The organism is Pseudoxanthomonas sp. LARHCG66 (assembly GCF_052871755.1).
In genome coordinates, this window is record NZ_JBIXJW010000004.1 from 271,973 (window position 1) to 297,369 (window position 25,397).

Annotated in this window: 22 protein-coding genes and 2 riboswitches; of the genes, 15 read left to right on the top strand and 7 right to left on the bottom strand. The window is 68.7% G+C overall.

All coding sequences use genetic code 11. The features are described 5' to 3' along the window. The first annotated feature begins 124 nt into the window (after positions 1–124). The 4 genes from ACIPRS_RS14025 (at position 125) to ACIPRS_RS14040 (ending at position 3,299) form a co-directional block, all read left to right on the top strand. Positions 125–667: a VOC family protein gene (locus ACIPRS_RS14025; RefSeq protein ID WP_446538962.1), complete on the top strand. Its 543-nt coding sequence runs from the start codon at positions 125–127 to the stop codon at positions 665–667. A gap of 64 nt (positions 668–731) precedes the next feature. Continuing rightward, positions 732–1,391, top strand: coding sequence for an alpha/beta hydrolase (locus ACIPRS_RS14030; RefSeq protein WP_446538963.1), 660 nt, complete (start codon positions 732–734; stop codon positions 1,389–1,391). Continuing rightward, positions 1,391–2,542 (top strand): cell division protein ZapE, encoded by a 1,152-nt coding sequence (gene zapE / locus ACIPRS_RS14035; RefSeq protein ID WP_446538964.1) that lies wholly within the window; start codon positions 1,391–1,393, stop codon positions 2,540–2,542. Before ACIPRS_RS14030 ends, zapE begins: the two co-directional genes overlap by 1 nt. 4 nt (positions 2,543–2,546) lie before the next feature. Beyond that, positions 2,547–3,299 (top strand): SIR2 family NAD-dependent protein deacylase, encoded by a 753-nt coding sequence (locus ACIPRS_RS14040; RefSeq protein ID WP_446538965.1) that lies wholly within the window; start codon positions 2,547–2,549, stop codon positions 3,297–3,299. A gap of 506 nt (positions 3,300–3,805) precedes the next feature. On the opposite strand, the gene ACIPRS_RS14045 is transcribed toward ACIPRS_RS14040, so the two are convergent. From ACIPRS_RS14045 to ompR, 3 genes are read right to left on the bottom strand one after another with little or no spacing between them, the layout of a single operon-like run. Beyond that, positions 3,806–4,717 (bottom strand): alpha/beta hydrolase, encoded by a 912-nt coding sequence (locus ACIPRS_RS14045; protein ID WP_446538966.1) that lies wholly within the window; start codon positions 4,715–4,717, stop codon positions 3,806–3,808. Between the two features lie 21 nt (positions 4,718–4,738). Continuing rightward, positions 4,739–6,004 carry an ATP-binding protein gene (locus tag ACIPRS_RS14050; RefSeq protein WP_446538967.1) on the bottom strand — a complete coding sequence of 422 codons (1,266 nt, stop codon included), beginning with the start codon at positions 6,002–6,004 and terminating at the stop codon, positions 4,739–4,741. After that, the gene (ompR, locus tag ACIPRS_RS14055; protein ID WP_337732902.1) at positions 6,001–6,720 is read right to left on the bottom strand and encodes an osmolarity response regulator transcription factor OmpR; all 720 of its coding nucleotides are present in this window, start codon (positions 6,718–6,720) and stop codon (positions 6,001–6,003) included. Before ompR ends, ACIPRS_RS14050 begins: the two co-directional genes overlap by 4 nt. A gap of 193 nt (positions 6,721–6,913) precedes the next feature. On the opposite strand from ompR, the gene ACIPRS_RS14060 reads away from it, so the two are divergent. From ACIPRS_RS14060 to ACIPRS_RS14090, 7 genes are all read left to right on the top strand, one after another. Further along, entirely contained in the window at positions 6,914–7,438 is a 525-nt protein-coding gene (locus ACIPRS_RS14060) for a hypothetical protein (protein WP_446538968.1), read from the top strand. A gap of 115 nt (positions 7,439–7,553) precedes the next feature. Continuing rightward, positions 7,554–7,853, top strand: a complete 300-nt coding sequence (locus ACIPRS_RS14065) for a hypothetical protein (RefSeq protein WP_446538969.1) — start codon at positions 7,554–7,556, stop codon at positions 7,851–7,853. A 10-nt stretch (positions 7,854–7,863) separates the two neighbouring features. Continuing rightward, positions 7,864–8,724: a sterol desaturase family protein gene (locus ACIPRS_RS14070; protein WP_446538970.1), complete on the top strand. Its 861-nt coding sequence runs from the start codon at positions 7,864–7,866 to the stop codon at positions 8,722–8,724. Between the two features lie 74 nt (positions 8,725–8,798). After that, positions 8,799–10,163 carry a 2-oxoadipate dioxygenase/decarboxylase HglS gene (gene hglS / locus ACIPRS_RS14075; RefSeq protein ID WP_446538971.1) on the top strand — a complete coding sequence of 455 codons (1,365 nt, stop codon included), beginning with the start codon at positions 8,799–8,801 and terminating at the stop codon, positions 10,161–10,163. A gap of 295 nt (positions 10,164–10,458) precedes the next feature. Next, a riboswitch (cobalamin riboswitch) is annotated at positions 10,459–10,677 on the top strand. A gap of 273 nt (positions 10,678–10,950) precedes the next feature. Beyond that, complete coding sequence (locus tag ACIPRS_RS14080; protein ID WP_446539109.1) at positions 10,951–13,287, top strand: ribonucleoside-diphosphate reductase subunit alpha; 2,337 nt, start codon at positions 10,951–10,953, stop codon at positions 13,285–13,287. Between the two features lie 273 nt (positions 13,288–13,560). Beyond that, complete coding sequence (locus ACIPRS_RS14085; RefSeq protein ID WP_337732898.1) at positions 13,561–14,580, top strand: ribonucleotide-diphosphate reductase subunit beta; 1,020 nt, start codon at positions 13,561–13,563, stop codon at positions 14,578–14,580. A gap of 222 nt (positions 14,581–14,802) precedes the next feature. Then, complete coding sequence (locus ACIPRS_RS14090; protein ID WP_142122924.1) at positions 14,803–15,219, top strand: acyl-CoA thioesterase; 417 nt, start codon at positions 14,803–14,805, stop codon at positions 15,217–15,219. Positions 15,220–15,231: 12 nt separating this feature from the next. On the opposite strand, the gene ACIPRS_RS14095 is transcribed toward ACIPRS_RS14090, so the two are convergent. Then, positions 15,232–15,765 (bottom strand): hypothetical protein, encoded by a 534-nt coding sequence (locus tag ACIPRS_RS14095; protein ID WP_446538972.1) that lies wholly within the window; start codon positions 15,763–15,765, stop codon positions 15,232–15,234. Between the two features lie 168 nt (positions 15,766–15,933). Next, entirely contained in the window at positions 15,934–18,225 is a 2,292-nt protein-coding gene (gene metE / locus ACIPRS_RS14100; protein WP_446538973.1) for a 5-methyltetrahydropteroyltriglutamate--homocysteine S-methyltransferase, read from the bottom strand. A gap of 199 nt (positions 18,226–18,424) precedes the next feature. Continuing rightward, positions 18,425–18,658, bottom strand: a riboswitch (cobalamin riboswitch). Between the two features lie 107 nt (positions 18,659–18,765). Here metE and ACIPRS_RS14105 point away from each other — a divergent pair. Then, positions 18,766–20,028 (top strand): serine hydrolase domain-containing protein, encoded by a 1,263-nt coding sequence (locus ACIPRS_RS14105; RefSeq protein WP_446538974.1) that lies wholly within the window; start codon positions 18,766–18,768, stop codon positions 20,026–20,028. On the opposite strand, the gene ACIPRS_RS14110 is transcribed toward ACIPRS_RS14105, so the two are convergent. After that, positions 20,029–21,087, bottom strand: coding sequence for a linear amide C-N hydrolase (locus tag ACIPRS_RS14110; protein ID WP_446538975.1), 1,059 nt, complete (start codon positions 21,085–21,087; stop codon positions 20,029–20,031). It lies immediately after the preceding gene. A 110-nt stretch (positions 21,088–21,197) separates the two neighbouring features. Here ACIPRS_RS14110 and ACIPRS_RS14115 point away from each other — a divergent pair, with 110 nt between their 5' ends. After that, entirely contained in the window at positions 21,198–21,515 is a 318-nt protein-coding gene (locus ACIPRS_RS14115) for a hypothetical protein (protein ID WP_337732893.1), read from the top strand. Positions 21,516–21,525: 10 nt separating this feature from the next. Continuing rightward, the gene (purU, locus tag ACIPRS_RS14120; protein ID WP_192203192.1) at positions 21,526–22,377 is read left to right on the top strand and encodes a formyltetrahydrofolate deformylase; all 852 of its coding nucleotides are present in this window, start codon (positions 21,526–21,528) and stop codon (positions 22,375–22,377) included. A gap of 163 nt (positions 22,378–22,540) precedes the next feature. On the opposite strand, the gene ACIPRS_RS14125 is transcribed toward purU, so the two are convergent. Further along, positions 22,541–23,878, bottom strand: coding sequence for an APC family permease (locus tag ACIPRS_RS14125; RefSeq protein ID WP_446538976.1), 1,338 nt, complete (start codon positions 23,876–23,878; stop codon positions 22,541–22,543). Positions 23,879–24,030: 152 nt separating this feature from the next. On the opposite strand from ACIPRS_RS14125, the gene ACIPRS_RS14130 reads away from it, so the two are divergent. Next, positions 24,031–25,341 (top strand): amidohydrolase, encoded by a 1,311-nt coding sequence (locus ACIPRS_RS14130; protein ID WP_446538977.1) that lies wholly within the window; start codon positions 24,031–24,033, stop codon positions 25,339–25,341. The last annotated feature ends 56 nt before the right edge of the window (positions 25,342–25,397 follow it).

Sequence of the window (25,397 nt, forward strand, 5' to 3'; positions counted from 1 at the left end):
CTTACGGGTGCGCCTGCGCCTTTCGTCGATACTCGCGCATTCCGCAGGCGCCGCATCGCCGCGGGCCGCGCCTGACCGCGATGCGGGCAACCATCACGCTTCCCTCCCGGATGGAAGCACGCCCATGGCACGCACGATCCCGGTTCCTGCCGGTTCCAACACGGTCAACCCGTTCCTGATCACCGATCGCGCCAGCGACCTGATCGCGTTTCTTGTCGAGGTCTTCGGCGCGGTAGAGGTCCCCGAAGCGCGCACGCTGGATGCCGACGGCCTGGTCCTGCACGCCGAACTGCGCATCGGCGACTCGCTGCTGACCCTCGCCGACCGCAAGCCGGGCTGGCCGTTCACGCCGGCGCTGACGCGTGTCTACGTGGCGGATGCGGCCGCGACCCTGGTGCACGCCGTGCAATGCGGCGCGCACGTGGTGACGCGACCCACGCCGTTCTTCGGCGACACGCTGGCGCGCTTCCAGGATCCTTCCGGCAACCTGTGGTGGATCCAGCAGCACGATCCCCTCGCGGTTACCTCGTGGGACGACGGGGCGGGCACCCTGGAGGATGCGCACGGCGACGGGTGGGCGTATTCGAATCCGGATCTGGACGAGATCCACGCCACCCTGATGGTCGCCATGGCCCGCCTGCACGATCCGCGCACCGCGCCCGGCTGATCCCGCCGCGCCGTGCCGGCGCACCGGCCGCGGCCCTGCATGGCTCTGGGCTTATCATGGCGGCATGAACGCCCCTGCATTCCCCACCGCGTCCGGCCCGATCACGCTGGCAGGCCCCGAGGGCCCCCTGGAAGCCCACGTCGACTGGCCCGAAGACGGCGAACCGGTGAAGCCGGTCACCGCCGTGATCTGCCATCCGCTGCCCACCGAGGGCGGCACGATGCACAACAAGGTCGTGGTGATGGCGGCACGCAGCCTGCGCGAGCTCGGCGCGGTGACGGTGCGGTTCAACTTCCGCGGCACCGGGGCGTCCGCCGGATTGTTCGACCAGGGCGATGGCGAGGTCGACGACCTGCGCGCCGTGGTGCAGTGGATACGCGAACAGCGGCCCGGCACGCAACTGTGGCTGGCCGGTTTCAGCTTCGGCGCCTATGTATCGCTGCGCGCCACCGACGCACTGCAGCCCGATGCGCTGGTGTCGATCGCACCGCCCGCCGGGCGCTGGGATTTCCAGGCGATCACGCCGCCGGCCTGCCCGTGGCTGGTGATCCAGGGCGAGGAGGACGAGATCGTCGAACCGCAGGCGGTGTACGACTGGATCGATTCGCTGAAGCAGCCGCCGGAACTGATCCGCATGCCGGAAACCAGCCACTTCTTCCACCGCAAGCTGATGGACCTGCGCGGCGCCATCAAGCACGCCATGAAAGCCTACGTGCCGGCGTGATGGGGGACGACGCACGGGGGGCGGCATCCACGCCGTCGCAGGTCTACGCGCGCGGCGCCGCGGAAGGCCAATGGCAGGACGATCCGGCGCAACATCCCGCGCTGGCCGAGCTCGACCGCATCCATGCGGCGTTGCTGGCGGAGCCCGCATCGCCCGGCCTGTTCGGCAGGCTGTTCGGCAAGCCACCGGAAACCGTCAAGGGGCTGTACTACTGGGGCGAAGTCGGTCGCGGCAAGACGTTCCTGGTGGACCTGTTCTACGACAACCTGCCGCTGCCCACCTATTCGGTCTCGCAGAACAAGGCGCATGGCGAAGGCGGGGGCAAGTACCGCACCCACTTCCACCGCTTCATGCGCGGCGTGCACGAACGCCTGCGCCTGCACGCGGGTGAAAGCGACCCGCTGGCGAGGATCGTGCGCGAGGTGCGCGGCAAGCTGCGCGTGCTGGTGCTGGACGAGTTCTTCGTCACCGACATCGGCGACGCGATGCTGCTGGCGCGATTGCTGGAGCGCATGTTCGCCGAGGGCATCTCGCTGGTGACCACGTCCAACACCGCGCCGGAGAACCTGTACCGGGACGGGCTGCAGCGTGCCGGGTTCCTGCCCGCCATCGACCTGCTGCAGCAGCACTGCGTGGTCCTGCGCTCGGACGGGCAGGAAGACTACCGCCTGCGCGCGCTGACCCGTTCGCCGGTGTACCGCACGCCGCTGGACGGCGCGGCCGACGACTGGCTGGCGATGCGCTGGCGCGAACTGAGCGGCGGCGACGCGGCGCACGGCGGCAACATCGAAATCGACAGCCGCAAGATCCCGGTGCGTGGGCGCGGCAAGAGCATCGCGTGGTTCGATTTCGGCGCGCTGTGCGAAGGTCCGCGCGGCACCACGGACTACATCGAGATCGCGCACGAGTTCAACACCCTGCTGCTCGGCGACATCCCGCGCTTCGATGCGCTGAATGAAGATGCCGCGCGCCGCTTCGTCAACCTGGTCGACGAGCTCTACGACCGCCACGTCAACCTGGTCTGTACTGCGGCGGAAACGCCGACGGCGTTGTACACCGGCACGCGCCTGCAGGGCGCGTTCGAGCGCACTGCTTCGCGCCTGATCGAGATGCAGAGCGCCGAGTACCTGGCCACGCCGCACAAGGCCTGAGCACATGCGCGCCGTGCCCGCCGCGATCGACGACGTGCTGCATCGGACGATCGACGGCGGCGGCCACGTCTGCGTGCTGACCGGCGCCGGCATGTCGGCCGAGAGCGGCATCCCCACCTTCCGCGGGACCCACGACAGCCTGTGGTCGCGGTTCGATCCGATGCGGTTGGCGACGGCCGGCGCGTGGCGCGAGGATCCTGCGCTGGTCTGGGGCTGGTACCGCTGGCGGATGCACCGGGTCCGCGAGGCGCAGCCGAATGCCGGCCATCGTGCGCTCGCGCAGCTGACGCGCCGCGTGCCGCTTTGGCTGGTCACCCAGAATGTGGACGACCTGCACGAGCGCGGTGGCAGCACGGTCGACGCGCATGTGCACGGCAACCTGTTCGCGTTGCGCTGCTTCGCCTGCGGGCGCGCGCACGAGGGCCCGCTCGACGAGTACATGGACGATGCGCAGCGTGTCGAGCCGATGCGTTGCGTCGCCTGCGGTGATCGCATCCGCCCGGGCGTGGTGTGGTTCGGCGAGGCGCTGCCCGAGGATGCCTGGACAACGGCGGTGGACGCGGCGACGCGTTGCTCGCTGATGCTGGTGGTGGGCACGTCGGGGCTGGTATATCCCGCGGCAGGTCTCCCCGCGCTCGCACGCCGCCATGGCGCGGTCGTGGTGGAGATCAATCCCGAGCTGACCGCGCTGTCTGCGGACGCGGATCATGTGTGGTGCGCGACGGCGGCGCAGGCGCTGCCGTTGCTGGCGCGCTAGGGATTGTTGCTTTCCTTCTCCCCGCAAGCGGGGAGACGGTGCCCGGAGAACCTGCCCCGTACTGGATACGGGAGCGGACGAGGGGCGAGTGCGGTGTGGGCGGATACGTCGCTCCGGGGTTCACCGTCATGCATGGTGCGACGCCAGCGGCACGCATGAAACACGACTCCGTTCGCCCCTCACCCGCCTTCGGCACCCTCTCCCCGCTGCGCAGGGAGAGGGGAGTTGCCTCGCCGTGTTTGTGCCTGAAAGAAAACGACGCGCTCGTGTCCTTCTCCCCGCACGCGGGGAGAAGGTGCCCGAAAAGCCTGTCCCGTACTGGATACGAGAGCGGATGAGGGGCGCTTCTGGCCCAGGCGCTTCTGCTTCATTTTTATGATCTTGTTGATCGGATGCTGCGTGCTCACGACAAAGTGTCTGTCCACCGACGCCGTTCACCCCTCACCCGCCTTCGGCACGCTCTCCCCGCTGCGCAGGGAGAGGGATACTTCGTGCTGCGCAGATACCTAGTGCAGCTGTCTATGGAAGAACGCATCCACCGCGTCCGTGTAACCGGAAGGCGTCCCCAGCAATCGATTCACTTCCGCATGCGAAAGATCCTCGGGCAGCACCTCCATCGCCACCCCCAGCGTCTTCGCCTTCTCCACCATCGCTCGGCCCTGCGGACAGGCGTCCTTGCGGCGCGAGGAACAGACGAACAGCATCGGCACGGCATCGCGGGTGAGCTGGTGGTACGGCGATGCGGCGATCCAGTCGTCGCGGTTCCTGCCGAACGCGCGGTCGTAGATGCCGGGCAGCGGCGGCTTCTGCATGGTCAGCGGCACGTCCAGCGCTCCGCTGTCCAGCGACACCACGCCACGCGGCTTCGTTGCGCCAGCCTCGCGCCAGAGCGTGGAGGAGGCGCCGACCAGCGCGGCCAGGTGCGCGCCGGCGGAATGTCCCATCAACAGCACGCGCGAGCGATCGGCGTTCCATTCCGGCGCGCGCTGCTGCACGGCGGCCAGCGCGCGCGCCACGTCGCGTGCTTGCTCCAGCGGCGCGGTGTCCGGCCGCATGCGGTAATTCGTGGACACGAGGATGTACCCCTTCGGCAGCCAGTACGCCGCCTTGTTTTCCACCACCCCGGGATTGTCCTTGTTGCCGTTCTCCCACCCACCGCCGTGCACGAACAGGATCACCGGCGCGTTGCGCGGCTGCGCGGGCAGGTAGACATCGAACCGCTGGCGCGGATCCGCGCCATAGGCGACATCGCGCAGCGCGCGCGCACCCGCCGGCAGCACGGGCGCACGCGCGGCGGGCTGGCGCGAAGCCTCACGCGCCTGTTGCAGGCGTTCGCGGAAGGTCTGCGCGGCCAGCGGCGGCAGCGCAGCGAGCAAGGCGCACGCCACCAGGCCCGTGCGGAACAGCATCGTCTTCATGGCATCACCTCGATGGGGAGATCAGCCCGCGCGCAACCACAATTGCGCACGCAGGCCGTGGGGGGTGTTCGGCAGCAGCCGCAGTTCGCCGCCGTGCTGGCGTGCCACGCGGTCGACGATGGGAAGGCCCAGCCCGCTGCCGCCCTGCGCCTGGTCGTGGACGAACGGCTGGCGTGCGCGTTCGGCCGCGTCGGCGGAGAGACCGGAGCCGCCGTCGGCGACCTCGACCACCCATGCCGATCCTTCGGCCCACAGCTGCAGTGACAACGGCAACGCGCCATGCCGCTCGGCGTTGACCAGCAGGTTCTCCACCGCGCGCAGCAGCGCCATCGGCTTGCCGGGGAGCAGCGCATGTTCCGGCAGGTCCACCCGCCAGGCTTTCGAAGCGGCGGCGACCGCATGGCGGCAGATCGCGGCCAGGTCGACGCTCTCGCTGCCTTCGTCGCGGCCATCGCGTGCGAAGGCGATGAACTGGCCGAGGATGGCATCCATCTCGGCGATGTCGCGATGCATGCTGCGGGTCAGTCCGGGATCGGTGTCCGGCACCATCTCCAGCGCGAACTGCAGGCGCGTGAGCGGTGTGCGCAGGTCGTGCGAGATGCCGGCGAGCAGCAGCGCGCGTTCTTCCGCCGCCGCGCGGACATCGCGGCTGGCGTCGCCCAGTGCCTGCGCCAGGTCCGCCACCTCGCGCGGGCCACGCGCATGCACCGGCGGTGGCGCGTCGCCACGCACGATGGCCGGCGCCGCTGCCGCGAGCTGCCGCAGCGGCTGCACGAGCCGGCGCGCGAAGTACGCGGCGGCCAGCCATACCAGCGCCACGCAACCGACCAGCATGAACACGGAGAAGCGACGCATGCCGGTGGCCGGACGGTCATAGGCGAACGACACCCACAGCGGTTCGCGCGTGGCCGGTTTCAGCCAGATCACCCGCAATCCACGCCCGGCACTCATCCGCAGTTCGCGCCCGGCGCCCAGCGTGCCTGCGGCCTGTTCGCGCAGTTCGCGCAGCAAGGGGGCGAAGCGCGGTCGTGCGTCGGCGGGTGGCGTGCTGCGCACCTCCAGCCCGGCGTCACGCAGCTGCGCGACGGTGCGCGCATGCGACTGGTGCTGGTCGAGTGCTTCCACCACTTCGGCAAAGCCCTGCATCGCGCGCAACAACTGGTCGGCGGCCGGCCGCGTGGCGAGTTCGCGCCCGAGCAGGAGCGCCAGCACGCCGGCACCGGCCAGCACCAGCGCGATCACCAGCGCGAGCTGGCCGAACACGCTGCGCGGCAGCGACGACCTCACGGTGCGGCCTCCGGTGGCACGAACACGTAACCCACGCCCCATACGGTCTGGATCAGGCGCGGCTGGCGCGGATCGTCTTCCAGCAGCCGGCGCAGGCGCGCGATGGTGACGTCCATGCTGCGCTCGAAGGCATCGTGTTCGCGGCCGCGCGCCAGGCTCATCAGGCGGTCGCGGCTCAGCGGATGGCGCGGATGGCGCAGCAGCACCGACAGCACGGCGAACTCGCCGCTGGTCAAGCGCAACAGCGCGCCGTCGCGGGTCAGCTCACGCCGACCCAGATCGAGGCGGAACGGGCCGAAGCTCAGTTCGCCGCCTTCGGCCTGCGGTGCACCGGGTGCGGGACGCGTACGCCGCAGCACCGACCGGATGCGGGCCAGCAGCTCGCGCGGATTGACCGGCTTGGGCAGGTAGTCGTCCGCGCCGATCTCCAGCCCGACGATGCGGTCGATCTCGTCGCCCTTCGCGGTCAGCATGACGATGGGCGTGGCGTCGCCCTGCCCGCGCAGGCGGCGGCAGATCTCCAGGCCGTTCTCGCCGGGCAGCATCAGGTCCAGCACGATCAGATCGAAGTGGCCGCGATCCAGCGCCTGCCGCATCTGCACGCCATCGCCCGCGCCACGCACGTCGAAGCCCTGCGACTGCAGGTAGCGCACCAGCAGCTCGCGCAGCCGCACGTCGTCGTCCACCAGCAGGATGCGCGCCGAAGTTTCGTCCATGCGGCCACTATCGCCCGCCGCCGCGATGCCCGGCAAACCCTGCCGGCGGCCCGTTTGTAAGCAGATGTTTCCAGCGCCGCCGGCAGACACATCTGCTGTCAACGGCGACACACCTGCCGGCGTTGCCCGCCCTACCGTGGTCCTGCCGCCGCTTCCCTGCGCGGCCATCCCACACCCCGACGAGGATTCCGCCATGAGCAAGACCCCGTTCCTGATCGCCACCGCCTTCGCCCTGTGCGCCACCACCCTGTTCGCCGACCACGCCGCAGCGCGCGAGCGCAGCCGCGCCGTGCAGCGCACCGCCCAGGGCGGCAGCGTCGCCGTCGAGCGCAGCAATGCACGCTTCGACAGCCAGCGCCAGCGCAGCTGGCAGGCCGATGGCCAGGGCAATGCGAGCGCCGCGCGCAGCGGCAGCATCAGCGGCGCCAACGGCGGCAGCGCCGGTTACGACCGCAGCGCCTACCGCAATGCCGATGGCAGCGCCGGCCGCCAGGGCAGCGCGTATGCCAACGGTCCGAACGGCGGCACCGCCAGCACCAGCGGCGGCATCAGCCGCGACGCGGACGGCCATGTCAGCGGCGCGCGCAACACCACGGCCACCGGCGCCAACGGCAACAGCTACACCGGCAGCACGACGGTGTCGGACGGCACGCTGGTGCACACACGCAGCTGCACCAATGCCGCCGGTGACGCCATCGCCTGTCCGCGCGGCAACTGATCGGCCTGCATCCGCTTTCCCGCAGGCGCGGCGGCATGGCACTCCCCCCTGTCGCACGGATGCATTCCCGCACCGCCGCGCCTGCACCTTTCCTTCCCTCACCCGGAGATTCCCGATGTCCCGTTCCATCCTGCTCCCCCTCGCCACCACGCTGTCCATCTTTGCGCTGGTGGCCGCTCCCGTCGGCGCGCAGCAGCGCACGCTGACCGAAGAACAGAAAGCCAAGCTGCAGGAACGGCTGCAAGCCGCCGATGCCAACGGCGATGGCCTGATCGACAAGGCGGAAGCCGAGGCCAGGCTGCCGCGCGTGGCGAAGAACTTCGACACGCTGGACGCCAATGGCGACGGCAGGCTGTCGCCTGACGAGATGCGGGCGATGGCAGCGCAGCTGGCCGAACGCCGTCGCCCGCGCTGAGGCCGCGACGATGGCATCGCTGCCCCCGCTGTTGGGTGTGCCCCTGCTGGTGTTCGCCGGCATCGCCGCGCTGGAAGGCGCATGGTTGATGCGGCGCGGCGGCTATGACTGGAAGAGCTACTGGGCATCGCTGGGCGATGCGGCGGGACGCGCACTGCTGGGCCTGCTGATCCAGGGCGGCGTGGTGGGCATGCTGCTGCTGGCGATCTGGGAATTCCGGCTGACGACGATCGCGATGGATCGCGGGTGGCACTGGGTGGCGCTCTTCGTCGGCCAGGAGTTCTGCTACTACTGGATGCATCGCGCCGATCACCGCGTGCGCTGGTTCTGGCTGAACCATTCGGTGCACCACTCCTCCGAGCAGTACGCCCTGTCGACCGCGTACCGGCTGGGCTGGACCGGCAAGCTGACCGGTGCCGCGGTGTTCTTCGGGCCGCTGGTGTGGCTGGGCTTTCCGGTGCCGTACGTGGTCGGCGCGCTGGCGGTGAACCTGCTGTACCAGTACTGGCTGCATACCGAATTGGTGCCACGGCTGGCGCGCCCCATCGAGTTCGTCTTCAACACGCCCGCGCATCACCGCGTGCACCACGCCAGCAACCCGGAGTACCTGGACTGCAACTATGGCGGCGTGCTGATCGTGTTCGACCGCCTGTTCGGCACCTGCCGCGAGGAAATCCCCGGCGTACCGCTCCGCTACGGGCTGGTCGAGCCGGTGCGCAGCTACAACCCGGTGAAGATCGTCTTCCACGCCTGGGTGAAGCTGGGCCGCGACCTGCGCCGGGCGCGTGGCCTGCGGCAGGTCGTGATGACGCTGTTCGGGCCGCCCGGATATGTCCCGGACGGCGCGGAAGCGGTCCGCCCGCGCCGTTGAGAGTGGCCCGCGCCCGCCCGGGCGGCGACAATACGCGCCCCCGGCGGCCCCACGCCGCCCGCATGCCGAGCCCCATGACCGCTTTCGTTCCGCCCGACCGCATCCGCGGCCTGTTCGCCCAGGCCATGTCCGACATGTACCGCACCGAGGTGCCACTGTACGGCGACCTGATCGCGCTGGTCGGCGACATCAATGCCGACACGCTGGCCCGCGACACCGCGCTGGCGGACCGCCTGCAGCGCACCGGCGAGACCGGGCGGCTGGACTTGGAGCGCCATGGTGCAATTCGCGTCGGCACGCCGGCGGAACTGGCGATGCTGGGCCGCGTGTTCGCGCTGATGGGCATGCACGCGGTGGGCTACTACGACCTGACCGTGGCCGGCGTGCCGGTGCATGCCACCGCGTTCCGCCCACTGACCGAAGAAGCGCTGGCCGCCAATCCGTTCCGCATCTTCACCTCGCTGCTGCGGCTGGAGCTGATCGCGGACGCGGCCTTGCGCACGGAAGCCGAGGCCATTCTGGCCCGCCGCGACATCTTCACCGCGGGCGCGCGTGCCCTGGTGGCACAGGCCGAACGCGATGGCGGACTGGGTGAGGCCGACGCGCAGCGCTTCGTCGCCGAAGTTCTCGAGACCTTCCGCTGGCACGGCGATGCCACCGTCTCGCTGCAGACCTACCAGGCCCTGCACGGCCTGCACCGGCTGGTCGCCGACGTGGTCAGCTTCCATGGCCCGCACATCAACCACCTGACCCCGCGCACGCTGGACATCGATGCCGCGCAGGCGGCGATGCTCGACCGTGGCATCCAGGCCAAGGCCCTGATCGAAGGCCCGCCCCGCCGTGCGGTGCCGATCCTGCTGCGACAGACCAGCTTCAAGGCGCTGGAAGAGGAAGTCGCCTTCCCCGATGCCAGCGGCACGCTGGTACCCGGCAGCCACAGCGCGCGCTTCGGCGAGATCGAACAGCGCGGCCTGGCGCTGACGCCGGCCGGACGCGAACTCTACGACCGACTGCTGGCGCAGGTGCGCCAGGCAGGCGGTGCCGGCAATACCTCGGCGGACTATCCGCAGCGGCTGGCGGCCGCGTTCGCCGCGTTCCCGGACGACGAGGACACGCTGCGCCGTGAGGGCCTGGGCTACTTCCGCTACCGCCTGACCGATGCCGGCGCAGCACTGCCCGCCAGCGAGCGCACAGCGATGACGCCTGACGCGCTGGTCGAGGCGGGCCACGCCGTGGTCGATCCCATCGTCTACGAAGACTTCCTCCCGGTCAGCGCGGCGGGCATCTTCCAGTCCAACCTGGGCGGCGGCGAACAGCGCGCGTATGACGCGCACGCCAACCAGGAAGCGTTCGAAGCAGCACTGGGCAAGACGATCCACGACCCGTTCGCGCTGTACCAGCAGGCGCAAGACGCGTCGATCGCCGCGCTGAAGGCGTGATGCTCCTTCCCCTCTCCCTGCGTGAGCGGGGAGAGGGTGCCGAAGGCGGGTGAGGGGCGAACGAAGTCCGGGCACCCAATGCGTCGGATCGCGACAGCGCTTTTGATGCCAAAGAGCTTCATGCACGAATCATCACCGCGCCTGCCCCTCATCCGCCCCCGTATCCAGTACGGGGCAGGCTCTCCGGGCACCTTCTCCCCGCCGCGCGGGGAGAAGGCTTCAAAGCGTGAAACCCGCATCGCGTCGACATCGGCTGTTCCACACAACATTTGGTGTTGACGCTTCCATACACCCCCACTATCTTGTGGCCGTCGGTTCCGGAGATGGCTAGTCTCCGGATGAAAAGGGAAGCCGGTGACGCCTCGCGCCACTCCGGCACTGCCCCGCAGCGGTAATTGGGAACGACCCCGCCACACAGCACTGAGGCCCACGCCTCGGGAAGCGGCGGACTAGGAGGAAGGCACCGCCTTCCACGCCCATGAGTCCGAAGACCTGCCGACAGCCGCGCGTTGCACACCGCGCGGTGCCGGCCGCGGATTCTCCGGGGGGAGATGGCTGGCGAAGCAGGGCACCCGCAGTCCGACTGCGTGGTCTCGCCGCCTGCGACGCCGCTTCCCCACTGTGATTCCCCATCCGGCCTTCCGCTGCCCCGCGAGGGACGGGCCGCCGCGTGCACCACGCATGGAGGAATCTCGTGACCCAGATCGACACCGCCGTCGCCGACGCAGGCACCACCCCGTCCCAGAAGGACGCGTTTTCTCTGACCCCGCCGCCCACCGCCACCGCGATGAGCGTGACCAAGCGCAATGGCGGCCGCGAGCCGGTGGACCTCAACAAGATCGTGCGCGCGGTGCAGCGCAACTGCGAAGGCCTGCACGCCATCGACCCGATGCGCGTGGCCACCCGCACCATCTCCGGCCTGTACGACGGCGCCAGCACGCGCGAACTGGACGAACTGTCGATCCGCACCGCCGCGCTGCTGACCGGCGAGGAGCCCGAATACAGCCGCCTGGCCGCGCGCCTGCTGGCCGGCTACATCGTGAAGGAAGTCACCGGCCAGGAGATCCACGCGTTCTCGCAATCGGTCACCCGCGGCCACGAGGTCGGCCTGATCAACGACCGCCTGCTGAACTTCGTGCAGACCAACGCGCGCAAACTCAACGACGCGCTGGATGCCTCGCTCGACCTGCACTTCGACTACTTCGGCCTGCGCACGCTGTACGACCGCTACCTGCTGCGCCACCCGCACACCCGCAAGGTGATCGAGACCCCGCAGCAGTTCTTCCTGCGCATCGCCTGCGCGCTGAGCGAGGACGTGCCGGAAGCGCTGGCGCTGTACCGCCGCATGGGCAACCTGGACTACCTGCCCAGCTCGCCGACGCTGTTCAACAGCGGCACCACCCACGAACAGCTGTCCTCGTGCTTCCTGCTGGATTCGCCGCAGGACACGCTGGAGTCCATCTACGCCAAGTACGGCGACATCGCGCAGCTGAGCAAGTTCAGCGGCGGCATCGGCGTGAGCTACACCCGCGTGCGCTCGCGCGGCTCGCTGATCAAGTCCACCAACGGCCACAGCAACGGCATCGTGCCATGGCTGAAGACGCTGGATTCCTCGGTCGCCGCGGTCAACCAGGGCGGCAAGCGCAAGGGCGCGGCCTGCGTGTATCTGGAAACCTGGCATGCCGACATCGAGGACTTCCTCGAGCTGCGCGACAACACCGGCGACGAAGCCCGCCGTACGCACAACCTCAACCTGGCCAATTGGGTGCCGGACCTCTTCATGAAGCGCGTGGAGGCCGATCAGGAATGGTCGCTGTTCGATCCGCGCGTGGTGCCGGAGTTGACCGACCTGTACGGCGCTGCATTCGAGCTGGCGTACACGCAGGCCGAGACGCAGGGCAAGGCGATGAAGACCATCTCCGCCCGCAAGCTCTACGGCCGCATGATGCGTACGCTGGCCGAGACCGGCAACGGCTGGATGACCTTCAAGGACAAATGCAACGCCGCCAGCAACCAGACCCTGCGTGCCGGCAACGTGATCCACCTGTCCAACCTGTGCACCGAGATCCTCGAGGTCACGTCGACCGAAGAGACGGCGGTGTGCAACCTGGGCTCGATCAACCTCGCCCGCCATTTCGACGAGGACGGGTATTTCGATTTCGACAAGCTGGCCGAGACCGTGCGCCTGGCCGTGCGCCAGCTGGACCGCGTGATCGACCTGAATTTCTATCCGATCGAAACCGCGCGCCGCGGCAACCTGCGCTGGCGCCCGGTGGGCCTGGGCTGCATGGGCCTGCAGGATGTGTTCTTCAAGCTCCGCCTGCCGTTCGACAGCGCCGAAGCGCGTGCGATGTCGGCGAAGATCGCCGAGACCATCTACTTCCACGCACTCGAAACCTCGGTGGAACTGGCGCAGGAACGCGGCCGCCATCCGTCGTTCGCCGATACCCGCGCCGCCAACGGCGAACTGCAGTTCGATGCATGGAACGTTGTGCCCGAGAACGCAGAGCGCTGGGACGCGCTGCGCGCGCGCATCAAGGAGCACGGCCTGCGCAACTCGCTGCTGATCGCCATCGCGCCGACGGCGACGATCGCCTCGATCGCCGGCTGCTACGAATGCGTGGAGCCGCAGGTGTCCAACCTGTTCAAGCGCGAGACGCTGTCGGGCGATTTCCTGCAGGTCAACCGCTACCTGGTGGACGAGTTGAAGAAGCTGGGCCTGTGGACGGCGGAGACGCGCGATGCGATCAAACTGTCCGAAGGCTCGGTACAGGGCCTGGCGCAGGTGCCGGACACGCTGCAGCAGATCTATCGCACCGCGTGGGAAATCCCGATGCGTTCGCTGATCGACATGGCCGCCGGCCGTGGCGCCTTCATCGACCAGTCGGCCTCGCTCAACCTGTTCATGGAGAGCCCGAACATCGGCGCAATGTCGTCCATGTACATGTACGCGTGGAAGCAGGGCATCAAGACCACCTACTACCTGCGCTCGCGCCCGGCTACCCGCATCGCCAAGACCACGGTGAGCGCGGCGGCGACCACCGCGCCGAAGCGCGACTACACCCCGACCGAAGCCATCGCCTGCTCGCTGGAGAATCCGGAAGCCTGCGAGGCCTGCCAGTAACGTATCCCCGCGTCGGCATCCCCGACGGACTACGGGACACGGAGGTTCCGGGCGCATGGAAGCGCCGACCCACGTAAATCGCCCCTTCCCCCGCGTGCGGGGGAGGGCTGGGGTGGGGGCCAGCCGACGACTCCGACGGCAAACCACCACAGGCTCGGCCGAAACCTTCGCTGCTCTTTCCGCTCCAGCAAACGAACGCCTAACGGCTTCGTTCGCCCCCATCCCAGCCTTCCCCCGCACGCGGGGGAAGGAGCAGAACAGGAACACCGCACCATGTCCGCACACCCCAAGCAGATGCTGCTAGACCCCGGTTTCGAACTGACGCTGCGCCCGATGCGCTACCCGCAGTTCTATGACATGTACCGCGACGCCATCAAGAACACGTGGACGGTGGAGGAGATCAACTTCCAGATCGACATCACCGACCTGCATTCGAAGATGACGCCGGCCGACCGCCACCTGATCCACCGGCTGGTCGCCTTCTTCGCCACCGGCGACTCGATCGTGTCGAACAACCTGGTGCTGAACCTGTACCAGCACCTCAACGCGCCGGAAGCGCGCATGTACCTGTCAAGGCAGCTCTACGAAGAAGCGCTGCACGTGCAGTTCTACCTGACCCTGCTGGACAACTACCTGCCCGACCCGTCGGAGCGCTTCAAGGCGTTCGCCGCGGTGGAGAACATTCCGGCGATCAAGAAGAAGGCCGACTTCTGCTTCAAGTGGATCGACAGCATCCAGGACCTGCGCAGGATCGAGACCCGCGACCAGCGCCGCCAGTTCCTGCTCAACCAGATCTGCTTCGCCGCGTGCATCGAGGGCCTGTTCTTCTTCGCCGCGTTCGCCTACGTGTACTACTTCCGCTCGCGCGGCCTGCTGCCGGGCCTGGCATCCGGCACCAACTGGGTGTTCCGCGACGAGAGCTGCCACATGGAGTTCGCGTTCGAGTGCGTGCGCACCGTGCGCGAGGAAGAGCCCGACCTGTTCGACGACGTCATGCAGCAGCAGGTGTACGACATGCTTGAAGAGGCGATCGAGTGCGAAGTGCAGTTCGCCGAGGACGTGCTGTCCGGCGGTGTGGCCGGCATCTCCACCCGCGACATGCGCCAGTACCTGCAGCATTGCGCCGACCAGCACTTCGCCAAGCTCGGCATGGACAAGAAATACAACGTGCGCAACCCGCTGCCCTTCATGGAACTGCAGGACGTGCAAGAGCTGACCAACTTCTTCGAACGCCGCGTGTCGGCCTACCAGTTGGGCGTGCAGGGCGAGGTGGGCTTCGACCACGCGTTCTAGCGCAAGCGCCTTGCAGGAGCGACGTGAGCCGCGACCGCACGAATGACGGGGCCTGGCCTCGGATCACTTCAAGGCAACCCAAACAAGCGGCCGCCGTCATCCGTGACGCTGCCGGGCCGGAGAGGGATTCGTTGCCGCGGTCGCGACTCACGTCGCTCCTACACCAGCACAACATCCGGCGCGCTATGCTGCGGTCGGGAGCACGCGAACCGGAGCACCACCATGACTGAACTGGCCAACGCCGAAGTGCGTCCCCTCGAGGCGCGCCTGCTGCACATGGTCTTCCCCGACCACACCAACCACCTGGGCACGCTGTTCGGCGGCCAGGCGCTGGCGTGGATGGACATGTCGGCCTTCATCGTCGCCTCGCGCTATGCGCGCAGCACCGTGGTCACCGCACGCTCGGAGCAGGTGGACTTCAACCAGCCGATCCACAAGGGCGACCTGGTGGAAGTGGTGGCGCGCGTGGTGAAGGTCGGCCGCAGCTCGATGAACGTGGACGTGGAAGTCATCACCGAGAACCTGCTGACCGGCGAACGCAAGCTGTGCACGCGCGGCCACTTCGTGATGATCGCGCTGGATCCACTGGGCCGGCCGACGCCGGCACCGCCGTTGCCCCCCGCGATTGCGCAGGACTGACCGCCGCGACGTTCAGAGGGTGGACGTGGTCTCGTTGCCCGCCTGCGCCAGGATGCGTTCGGCCTCGCGCTTCTGCTCTGCGGACAGTGCGTGCACGACCACGGCGGAGTCGCCCTTCCGCAGCGCACCGAGCACTTTCATCACGTAGGGATCGTGATCGGGTCGCAAGGTGACCAGCCCGCCGACCATCAGGCCGGCGATGCCGCCGAAGAACGCCAGCGCCGCCAGCGACAGCCACGGCGATTGCGTGATCATCGGCACCGCTTGCATGCGCAGCACGGCGTAGGCAAGTACGCCGGCAAGCGCACCTATGGCACCCAGCTTGGCGTGCGACCAGAGCATGGTGCGATAGATGCCGTGGCTTTCAGGCTCCAGCATGCGGCCCGGCTTCGTATCGCCGGGCGTGAGGACCTGGACCTGGCTCGCCGGCAGGCCCATCGCCTCACGCGCGCGCGCCGCCTGCAGGCGCGCCACCGCCACGCTCGGACAGATGGCCGCCACCTTGCTGTTGGAAACCTCTTCGGTGAAGAACACGGATCCGGTCATGACGACGGCTCCCGGTGGGGGTGTAAGCCCACCGTGATGCCGGCGGCGTTGGCGAAGGGTGAAACCCGTGTGCAGCCGATGTTGCGCGCCTGCCGGTGTTCACGCTGGGCCATGCGCGCGAACGCGCCCCTGCGCGATGCCCCGCGCCACGCGGGGCATCCGCTTCCCCTACGCCGCGCGAACCTCCCCCTGGCGCACGGCCCGTGCCGCTTCGACCATGCGCTCCAGAGCCGTGCGTACCTCCGGCCAGCCCCGCGTCTTCAGGCCGCAATCGGGATTGACCCAGATCTGCTCCGGCGCCAGCACCGCACGCGCTTTCTCAAGCAAGCCGATCATCTCGCCGACCGAGGGAATGCGCGGCGAATGGATGTCGTACACGCCCGGCCCGATGTCGTTGGGATAGCGGAACTTCACGAAGGCATCCAGCAGCTCCATGCGCGAGCGCGAGGTTTCGATGGAGATCACGTCGGCGTCCATCGCCGCAACGGCGTCCATGATGTCGTTGAACTCGGAATAGCACATGTGCGTGTGCACCTGGGTGTCGTCGGCCACGCCGGCGGCGGTGATGCGGAAACACTCCACCGCCCAGTCGAGGTATGAAGACCAGTCGGCGCGCCGCAGCGGCAGGCCTTCGCGCAGTGCAGGCTCATCGATCTGGATGACGCAGATGCCGGCCGCTTCCAGATCCAGCACTTCGTCGCGCAGCGCCAGCGCGATCTGCCGGCAGGTCTGCGCGCGGGACTGGTCGTCGCGGACGAAGGACCACTGCAGCACCGTCACCGGGCCGGTCAGCATGCCCTTCATCGGCCGGTCGGTCAGCGACTGCGCGTACTGCGACCAGCGCACCGTCATCGGCGCCGGGCGCTGTACGTCGCCGTAGATTACCGGCGGCTTCACGCAGCGCGAGCCGTAGCTCTGTACCCAGCCATTGCGGGTGAAGGCGAAGCCTTCCAGCTGTTCGCCGAAGTACTCCACCATGTCGTTGCGCTCGAACTCGCCATGCACCAGCACGTCGATGCCGATCTCTTCCTGGAAGCGGACGCAGCGTTCGGTCTCCTCGCGCAGGAAGGCTTCGTAGTCCGCGTCCGGCAGCTTGCCGCTCTTGTTCCTTGCCCGTGCCTCGCGCACTTCGTGGGTCTGCGGGAACGAGCCGATGGTGGTGGTCGGGAAATCCGGCAATCCGAAGCGTGCCGCCTGCGCGGCACGGCGTTGCGGGTAAGGCGAATCGCGATGGATGTCGGCGACCTCCGTCGATGCCAGGCGCGCCGCCACTGCGGGACGATGCACGCGCGCCGAATGCCGGCGCGATTCGATCCGGTCGCGGGCGATGGCCAGGCCCGGCTCCGCCGCGCGCGGATCGCGCAGGGCATCGGACAGCAGGCGCAGTTCTTCGATCTTCTGGCGCGCGAAGGCCAGCCACGATCGCAGGTCGGAAGGCAACGCCTTCTCGCCGGCCACGTCGACCGGCACGTGCAGCAGCGAACACGACGGCGACAACCACAACGCGATGTCGCCGACATGGCCCTGCGCGTACTTCGCCAGGATCAACGCGTTGTCCAGGTTCGTGCGCCAGATGTTGCGACCGTCCACCAGCCCCGCCGACAGCACGCGGCCCTTCGGCAGATGCTTCAACACCTCGTCCAGTTGCTCCTTGCCGCGCACCAGGTCGACATGCAGGCCATCCACCGGCAGCGCGCACGCGAGCGGCAGGTTGTCGCCCAGGCGGCCGAAGTAGGTCGCCAGCAGCAGCGACGGCCGCGCCCCTTTCGCCAGCGTGGCATAGGCCTGCACATAGGCGGCGCGCGCGGCATCATCCAGATCCAGCACCAGGCAGGGTTCGTCGATCTGCACCCAGTCCGCCCCTGCGTCGTGCAGCCTGGCCAGCAGCGCCGCGTACACCGGCAGCAATGCTTCCAGCAGCGCGAGACGATCGCTGCCATCCACCGTCTTGGCCAACAGCAGGAAACTCACCGGCCCCAGCAGCACGGGCCGCGCGGCATGGCCGGCGGCGCGCGCTTCCAGGAATTCCGCCACCGGCTTGTCGCCACGCAGGCGGAAGGTCTGGCCGGCGTGCAGCTCCGGCACCAGGTAGTGGTAGTTGGTGTCGAACCATTTGGTCATCTCCAGCGCGCGCAGGTCGGCACCGCCGTCCTGCACGCCGCGCGCGAGTGCGAAATAGCCGGCCAGCGGATCGGCGTCGGCCAGCGCGCGGTAGGCGTCCGGGATGGCATCGAACAGGAAGGCGGTGTCCAGCACGTGGTCGTACAGCGCGAAGTCGTTGCACGGCACGACATCGGCGCCGGCCTCGCGCTGCAGCTGCCAGTGGCGATGGCGCAGGTCGCGCGCGGTGCGCTGGAGGTCGTCGGCGGTGCTTTCGCCCCGCCAGTAGCTTTCCAGGGCGGATTTCAGTTCGCGCTTCACGCCGATGCGCGGGAAGCCGAGGGTGGTAACGGTGGTCATGGTGCGTGTCCTCATGCGGTAGCGGATGAGGAACGAAGGAACCGCGCGCCAGGCCAGGGCCCGCCACGCCAGCGACCTTCGCCCCCGCGGGCGAGCCGGAGTGCCGAAGTCGGGCGCAGGAGGACGCATCCGGGCAGGCGCGCACGGACACGGGCTCCGGCCACCTCCCCTCGGAAGCTCCAGGTCAGTCGGAGGACGGTCGTGTCCTCCGGCCAGGGCAGGTCTTCGGGCTCATGGACGGGCGCGGGTGCGCTGGCCTACTTCCCGCCGCTTCCCGGTCCGCGAGGACCAGTGCTGTTGGCGAGGTTCGTTTCCAAATACCGCTGCGGGGCAGCGCCGGAATAGGCCCATGGAACAGGCCGCACCGGCTTCCCTTTTAATTCCATCGCTATATCTGGATAAAGCGATGGAATCCTTGGCGATGGGCAAAGTACCCCCGGCATGGTGGTACGTCAAGTGCAGCCATGACGATCTCGCGGCGGGGTTTGCGGTCGCTCGTTCGTCCACCTCCATGACGCCACGATCTTCAACCAGGCCCGCATGAATCATCCCTCCCTGCCATCCCTCCCGCGCCGCCGCTGGCTGAAGACCGCCGCCCTGTCGACCCTGGCGGCCGCGACCTGGCCGCAGGTCACCCGCGCCGCCGCCTGCGACGATGCTGCCGGCTGGATCCCGCCCGATCCTTTCCTCGCCGACCTGCCGCGCCTGATGCAGGCATTGCGTGTCCCGGCCATCGGCCTGGCGGTGGTGGAACGCGGCGAGGTGGTGTGGTCACGCAACCTCGGGGTATCGAATGCGCAGGCGCGTACGCCGGTGGCGGACGACACGCTGTTCGAGGATGCCTCGCTCAGCAAGCCCGTGTTCGCCTACCTGGTGCTGCAACTGGCGGACCAGGGCGTGATCGATCTCGACGCGCCGCTGGTGCGTTACCGGCGGATGGACTACCTGGCCGATCACCCCTGGGTGGACCTGGTCACCGCGCGCGACGTGCTGCGCCATTCCACCGGCATGCCGAACTGGCGCAAGGATCCGGCGAACGAAAAACTGGTGCCCGCAGTGAAGCCCGGCACGCGCATCGACTATTCGGGCGAGGCGATCTTCTGGCTGCAACTGGTGGTGGAGACGCTGACCGGCGAGAGCCTGGACGAGTCCATGCAACGCCTGTTGTTCGGTCCGGCCGGCATGCGCGACAGCAGCTACACGTGGAGCGCGGACCTCGCCGCGCGTTCGGTCCATGGCCATCGTGCCGTCGAGGACGAAGAGCCCGGCATGCCGCCGCAGATGCTGCGCGAACAGTGGAGCGCGGCGCAGGTCATCGCCGGTCGCTGGGGCAGGCCGCTGTCCGCGTGGCGTTACGAAGACGCCGCGCGCGCACTGCCACTCGTGCAGGCGATCACGCCCAAGGGCCTGGTGAACTGGCCCGGCGACATCCTGGCCAATGCCGCGGCCAGCCTGCGCACCACGCCGACGGACTACGCCCGCTTCATGGCGCTGATGGTGCGTACGCCGCGCGCGCCCTGGCAGATCAGCGAGGCCACGCGCACGGCGATGCTGACGAAGCAGATCGACGTGCCCGGCCGCTGGACCGAGAAGGGCCTGGGCTGGAACCTGGAAGCCACGCCGCGCGGGCCCGTGTTCTACCACTCGGGCAGCAATGGCGGCATCTTCAAGAACTTCGCCCTGGGCGATCTTGCCGGCCAGCGCGCGCTGGTGGCGCTGACCAATGGCGGCAGCGGCAACGTGCTGTACCGGCGCGTGGTGCGCGCGGCCACCGGTCACGACCTGCTGGCGTTCGACCTCTGACTACAGGCCCAGGAACTCGAACGGCTCCGCCGGCCTGAAGTCCTTCACCGCATTGCCGGCGAACACGTTGCGCTGGTCAGGGCCCAGGTCCAGACGCAGCACCTTGCCGGTCTCCTTCGAGAAGTCCACGTCCTTCAGGTCCACCCAGAAGGTGTTGGGCGTCAATGCGGATTCGAAGAAGTACAGCCTGCGCTTGTGGTCGGCCACCGTGCGCCAGCGGGTGGACGAAATGTTGGGCTCCTCCGGCGTGTTGATGCCGAATGGCACCGACGCGTTGCGGATCACGCTGAAGACACTGGCCAGTGCCTTCACCGGATCTTCGCTCTTGGGAATCGCGTTGACGTGGAACGACGCGCGCGCGAAGCGGTCCGAGGCGCGGTTCGTGCCCGGCAGCATCACCGTGCCACCGATCTGCTTCCAGTACGCGTTGAGCGCGAGCTGCTGGTCGAACACCGGCGAGTTGGTCATCACCTGGTACTGGCGCCCGTGATGGATCACCTGCTTCCCGCCGATGTACTCGATGATGGCGCTGTCGCCGCTGGCGTCCGACAGCGACAGGTGCAGCGTGGCCAGCCGGTCCTCGCCGGGCACCTTGTCGGTCACCAGGGTGAAGGGCTCCTTGCGCAGCGCCTCGACGGCTTCCTTCACGCTGCCGTAGTTGTCCAGCGCGTACTGCGCCCACGCCGCGATGCTCAAGCCCGGGCCGCGCCCGTTGTAGACCGGGTACTCGGATTCCACCAGCCACAGCACGTTCGCCATCAGGCCGGCTTCGTTCATGCCGTCGGTGGTGGAGACCTCGTAGCCGGTGGCGATGACGCTGCCGTACTTCGATGTCCACGTGATCGAGTTCGGCCCCGCCTGTCCGCTGCGCTGCATCCCGCGCGGGAAGATCCACAGGTTCGTCGCCACGTCATTCTTCCAGTCCATCGAACGGGCGGTGATGACGTCGTTGCCCGCCCCCAGATAGACCAGCCGGGTGCAGGCAGCGGCGGGCCGGGAGGACAGGGTGGGCAACAGCACGGCGGCAAGGGCAAGCGGCAGAACGAAGCGACGATCCATGACGATCTCCGTAGGCGTGGGACGGCAGCGGGCGATGGCGGCGGGGGCCCGCCCTTTGAGCCAGCGAGTGTGTTAAACAGCGGTCCTCCCCCGCATCCGGAGATGCTGCCATGACATCCCCTCGCCTGTTGCACCGTTCGTCTTTCCAGGCCTTCCTGCTGACAGGCGCCGCCTTCGCCCTGTCTTCCTGCGTCAGCACCCCCGGCCCCCAGGTGGAGGGCGGCGGGCGCTGCAGCGATAGCGCGCTCGGCTGGGCGACGGGTCAACCTGCGGACGAGGCCACGCTCAAGCGCCTGTCGCGCGAGAGCGGTGCCGGACTGGTCAACCCCATCGGCCCGAAGACGGTCGTGAAGCACGACGCGCGCAACGACCGCCTGCGTGTCTACCTCGACGCCGACAACCGCATCACCGCGGCCCGCTGCGAGTAAGCAGACCCCCATGCGCCGCGACCACATCCTCACGCTCTCCTGCCCGGATACCACCGGCATCGTCTATCGCGTCACCGGCCTGCTGTTCGACGCGGGCTGCAACATCCTGGACGCCCAGCAGTTCGGCGACGACGAATCCGGCCGCTTCTTCCTGCGCGTGCATTTCGATCTGCCGGAGGCGATTGCCGCCGATGCCCTGCGCGCGCGCTTCGCGCCGCTGGCCGACGCGTTCGCGATGGAATGGCAGATCCACGACGCACGCCGCAAGGCGCGGCTGATGGTGCTGGTGAGCAAGCAGGGCCATTGCCTCAACGATCTGCTGTTCCGCGTGCACAGCCGGCAGCTGCCGGTGGAGATCGCCTGCGTCGCGTCCAACCACGACGACTTCGCGGCGCTGGCGCAATCCTACGGCGTGGCGTTCCACCACCTGCCCGTCTCCGCGGCGCATCGGGACGAGCAGGAGCAGCGCATCATCGACCTGGTCGAACGCGAGCAGATCGACCTGGTCGTGCTGGCCCGCTACATGCAGATCCTCTCGCCCACGCTGTGCGATGCGCTGGCCGGCCGCGCGATCAACATCCACCACAGCTTCCTGCCCAGCTTCAAGGGCGCCCGGCCGTATCACCAGGCGCACCAGCGCGGGGTCAAGATCATCGGCGCCACCGCGCACTACGTAACCCGCGACCTGGACGAAGGCCCGATCATCGAACAGGACGTCGCCCGCGTGGACCATGCGATGACGCCGAAGGAACTGGTTCGCATGGGCAGCGATATCGAATCGCTGGTGCTGGCCCGCGCGGTGCGCCGCCACGTGGAACACCGGATCCTGTTGAACGGGCACCGGACGGTGGTGTTCCGCTGAGCAGGGGATGGGCTTCCTGTAGGAGCGACGTCAGTCGCGACCGCGCCCCGATAGCGATCCACCGTGCAGAACAGGAACGCGCCGCAGCGCGCCCGCACGGAGAACAACCGGCTTGCGATATGAAGATTGGCCGTGCGGTCGCGACTGACGTCGCTCCTACAGATCAGGCCCCAACACGCCGACGCAGCCCCACCAGCACCGCGTACACCACCGCCAGCACCACCACCGCCACACCGATCGCCGTCCATTCGCGCGCGCTCAGCGTGGTCAGGATGGCGACCATGCCGACCACCGCCAACCCCGGCACCAGCGGACCGCCGCGCAGCACGAAGGGCTCACCGCGCTCGCGCAGGTCGCTTCGCTGCGCGCGCCATGCCGCCACGCACACCATCACGTACACCAGGCACACGGCCCCGCCCGAGATCAGCACCAGTGCTTCGAAGTTGCCCACCACCGCCAGCAGGCAGGCAATGCCGGCGTGCGTGGCCAGCGCCAGCAGCGGTACACGGTGGGCGGCGCTGACGCGGCCGAAGGCCTGCGGCAGGTAGCCATCGCGCCCCAGCGCGAACAGCAACCGCGACGAACCCAGCAGGTTGCCCAGCAGGAAACCCGCCATCGAGATGCAGGCGGTGACCAGCAGCGCGATGCGCGCCGGATCCCACAGCCGCCCCGCGGCCTCGGCGATCGGCACGCTGCTCGAAGCCAGGGCCGGGCCCAGCACGCCCTGGCAGACGATCTGCAGGCCCAGGTACAGCAGCACCACCAGCAGGATGGCGCTGAGTGCAGCGCGCGGCACGCTGCGCGAGGGATCGCGCACTTCGCCACCGGGAATCAGCGCCGTCTCCACGCCGGAATACGCGAACACCACCATCACCATGGCCGCGCCCAGCGCCGTCCACGACGGCACGTCGGTGAAGGCAAAGCTGACCTGCGTGGTGTCGACGAAGGCCAGGCCCACGAGCACCAGCAGGAACAGCGGCACCAGCTTCAGCGTGGCCAGCGTCATTACGGCGCGCGCGCCCAGCTTCACGCCGAAGGCGTTCAGTGCGTAGATCGCGGCGTACACGCCCAGTAACAACAGCGCGCGCGGCACCGGCGCGGCGAACACGGGCCACAGGCTGGCGACCTGCAGCGACAGCGCCGCCGCCACGCCGGCACTGGAGGCCACGTTGCAGATCCACATCAACGCCCCGGCCAGGAAGCCCGGCAGCGTGCCGAACACTGCGCTGACATAGGTGTACGGTCCACCGGTGGCGGAGGCGCGGCTGCCGATGGCGGCGAAGCACAACGCCACCGGCACCATCACCACCGCGCCGGCCAGCAGCGCCAGTGGCGCGGCCGCACCGACCTGCGATGACAGCGCCGCCGGCATCTTGAAGATGCCGCCGCCGACGATGATGTTGATGACGGCGGCCGCCAGCGCCAGGCTGCCCACCGCGCGCAGCAATGCGGCATCGCCCTGCAGCGGACGGGAGGAAGCAGGATCGGCGTCGCGGGTCATGGGTATACGGGGGCTGCTCAGTGGCCTGCGAGCCTGCCACGCGCGCCTATCGAATGCGAGCCGCGCGCGGGCATGCACTCATGGTGATTCGCCATTGGACGCGCGCCCCGCAGGGGCTAGCATCGTGCTCCCCGCACGCCCCGGATGCCACCATGCTTCGCGCCCAACGCCTGTTTGCCGCCCTGCTCGTCGCCACCGCCGCACTGGCAGGTGCCGACGTCCGTGCTCAGGACGCCACCGCGCTCGCTGCGCTCGAGCGTGCGCAACCGCAGCTGGTGCAATGGCGCCGCGACTTCCACCAGCATCCCGAGCTGGGCGAGCAGGAAGTCCGCACCGCCAGGCGCGTCGCCGACCACCTGCGCTCACTGGGCCTGACGGTCCGCACCGGCGTCGGCAAGACCGGCGTGGTCGCGGTGTTGAAGGGTGCGAAGCCGGGTCCGCGCATCGCTTTGCGCGCCGACATGGACGCGTTGCCCGTCACCGAACAGACCGGCCTGCCGTTCGCCTCGAAGGTGAAGGCCGACTACCGCGGCCAACCGGTCGGCGTGATGCACGCCTGCGGCCACGATGCGCATGTCGCCATCCTGATGGGCGTGGCGCAGGCGCTGGTCGCCGCGAAGGACGAGCTCGCCGGCGAGGTGATGTTCGTCTTCCAGCCGGCCGAGGAAGGTCCACCGGTCGCCGGTGAGGTATTCGGCGCGGCGCTGATGCTGCAGGAGGGCGTGTTCAAGGACTTCATGCCCGATGCCGTGTTCGGCCTGCACGTCTGGGCCGGCCTGCCGGTCGGCAGCGTGGGCTACCGCAGCGGACCGCTGCTCGCGGCGGCGGACGAATGGTCGCTGGTGGTGAAAGGCAAGCAGACGCACGGTTCGCGTCCGTGGGATGGCGTGGACCCGATCACCCTGGGCGCGCAGATCCTGCTGGGCACGCAGAGCATGATCGCGCGGCAGGTGAACATCGCCACCAGCCCGGTGGTACTGACGGCGGGCCAGTTCCAGGCCGGCGTGCGCTTCAACATCATCCCCGACGAGGCCACGCTGGTCGGCACGCTGCGCACGTTCGACCCGGTGGTGCGCGAAGACGTGATCGCACGCTTCCGCCGCATCGCCGATGACTACAGCCATGCCAGCGGTGGCAGCGCCGAGCTGAAGGTGGCCAACAACGCGCCGGCCACCATCAACCAGCCCGCGCTCACCCAGCGCGTGCGGCCTTCGCTGGAAAAGGCGATCGGCGCAACGAACGTGGTCGAGATGCCCTTGGTGACCGTGGCCGAGGACTTCTCGCAGTTCGCCAATACGGTGCCGGGCTTCTATTTCTTCGTCGGTGCGACGTCAAAGGGCATCGATCCGGCCACCGCGCCGATCAACCACTCGCCGCAGTTCCTGTTGGACGAGCAGGCCCTGCGGACCGGCAGCCAGGCGATGCTGCAGGTGGCGCTGGACTATCTCGCTACGAAGCCTTGATCTTCCCCTCTCCCCGCCTGCGGGGAGAGGGTGCCGAAGGCGGGTGAGGGGCAGAC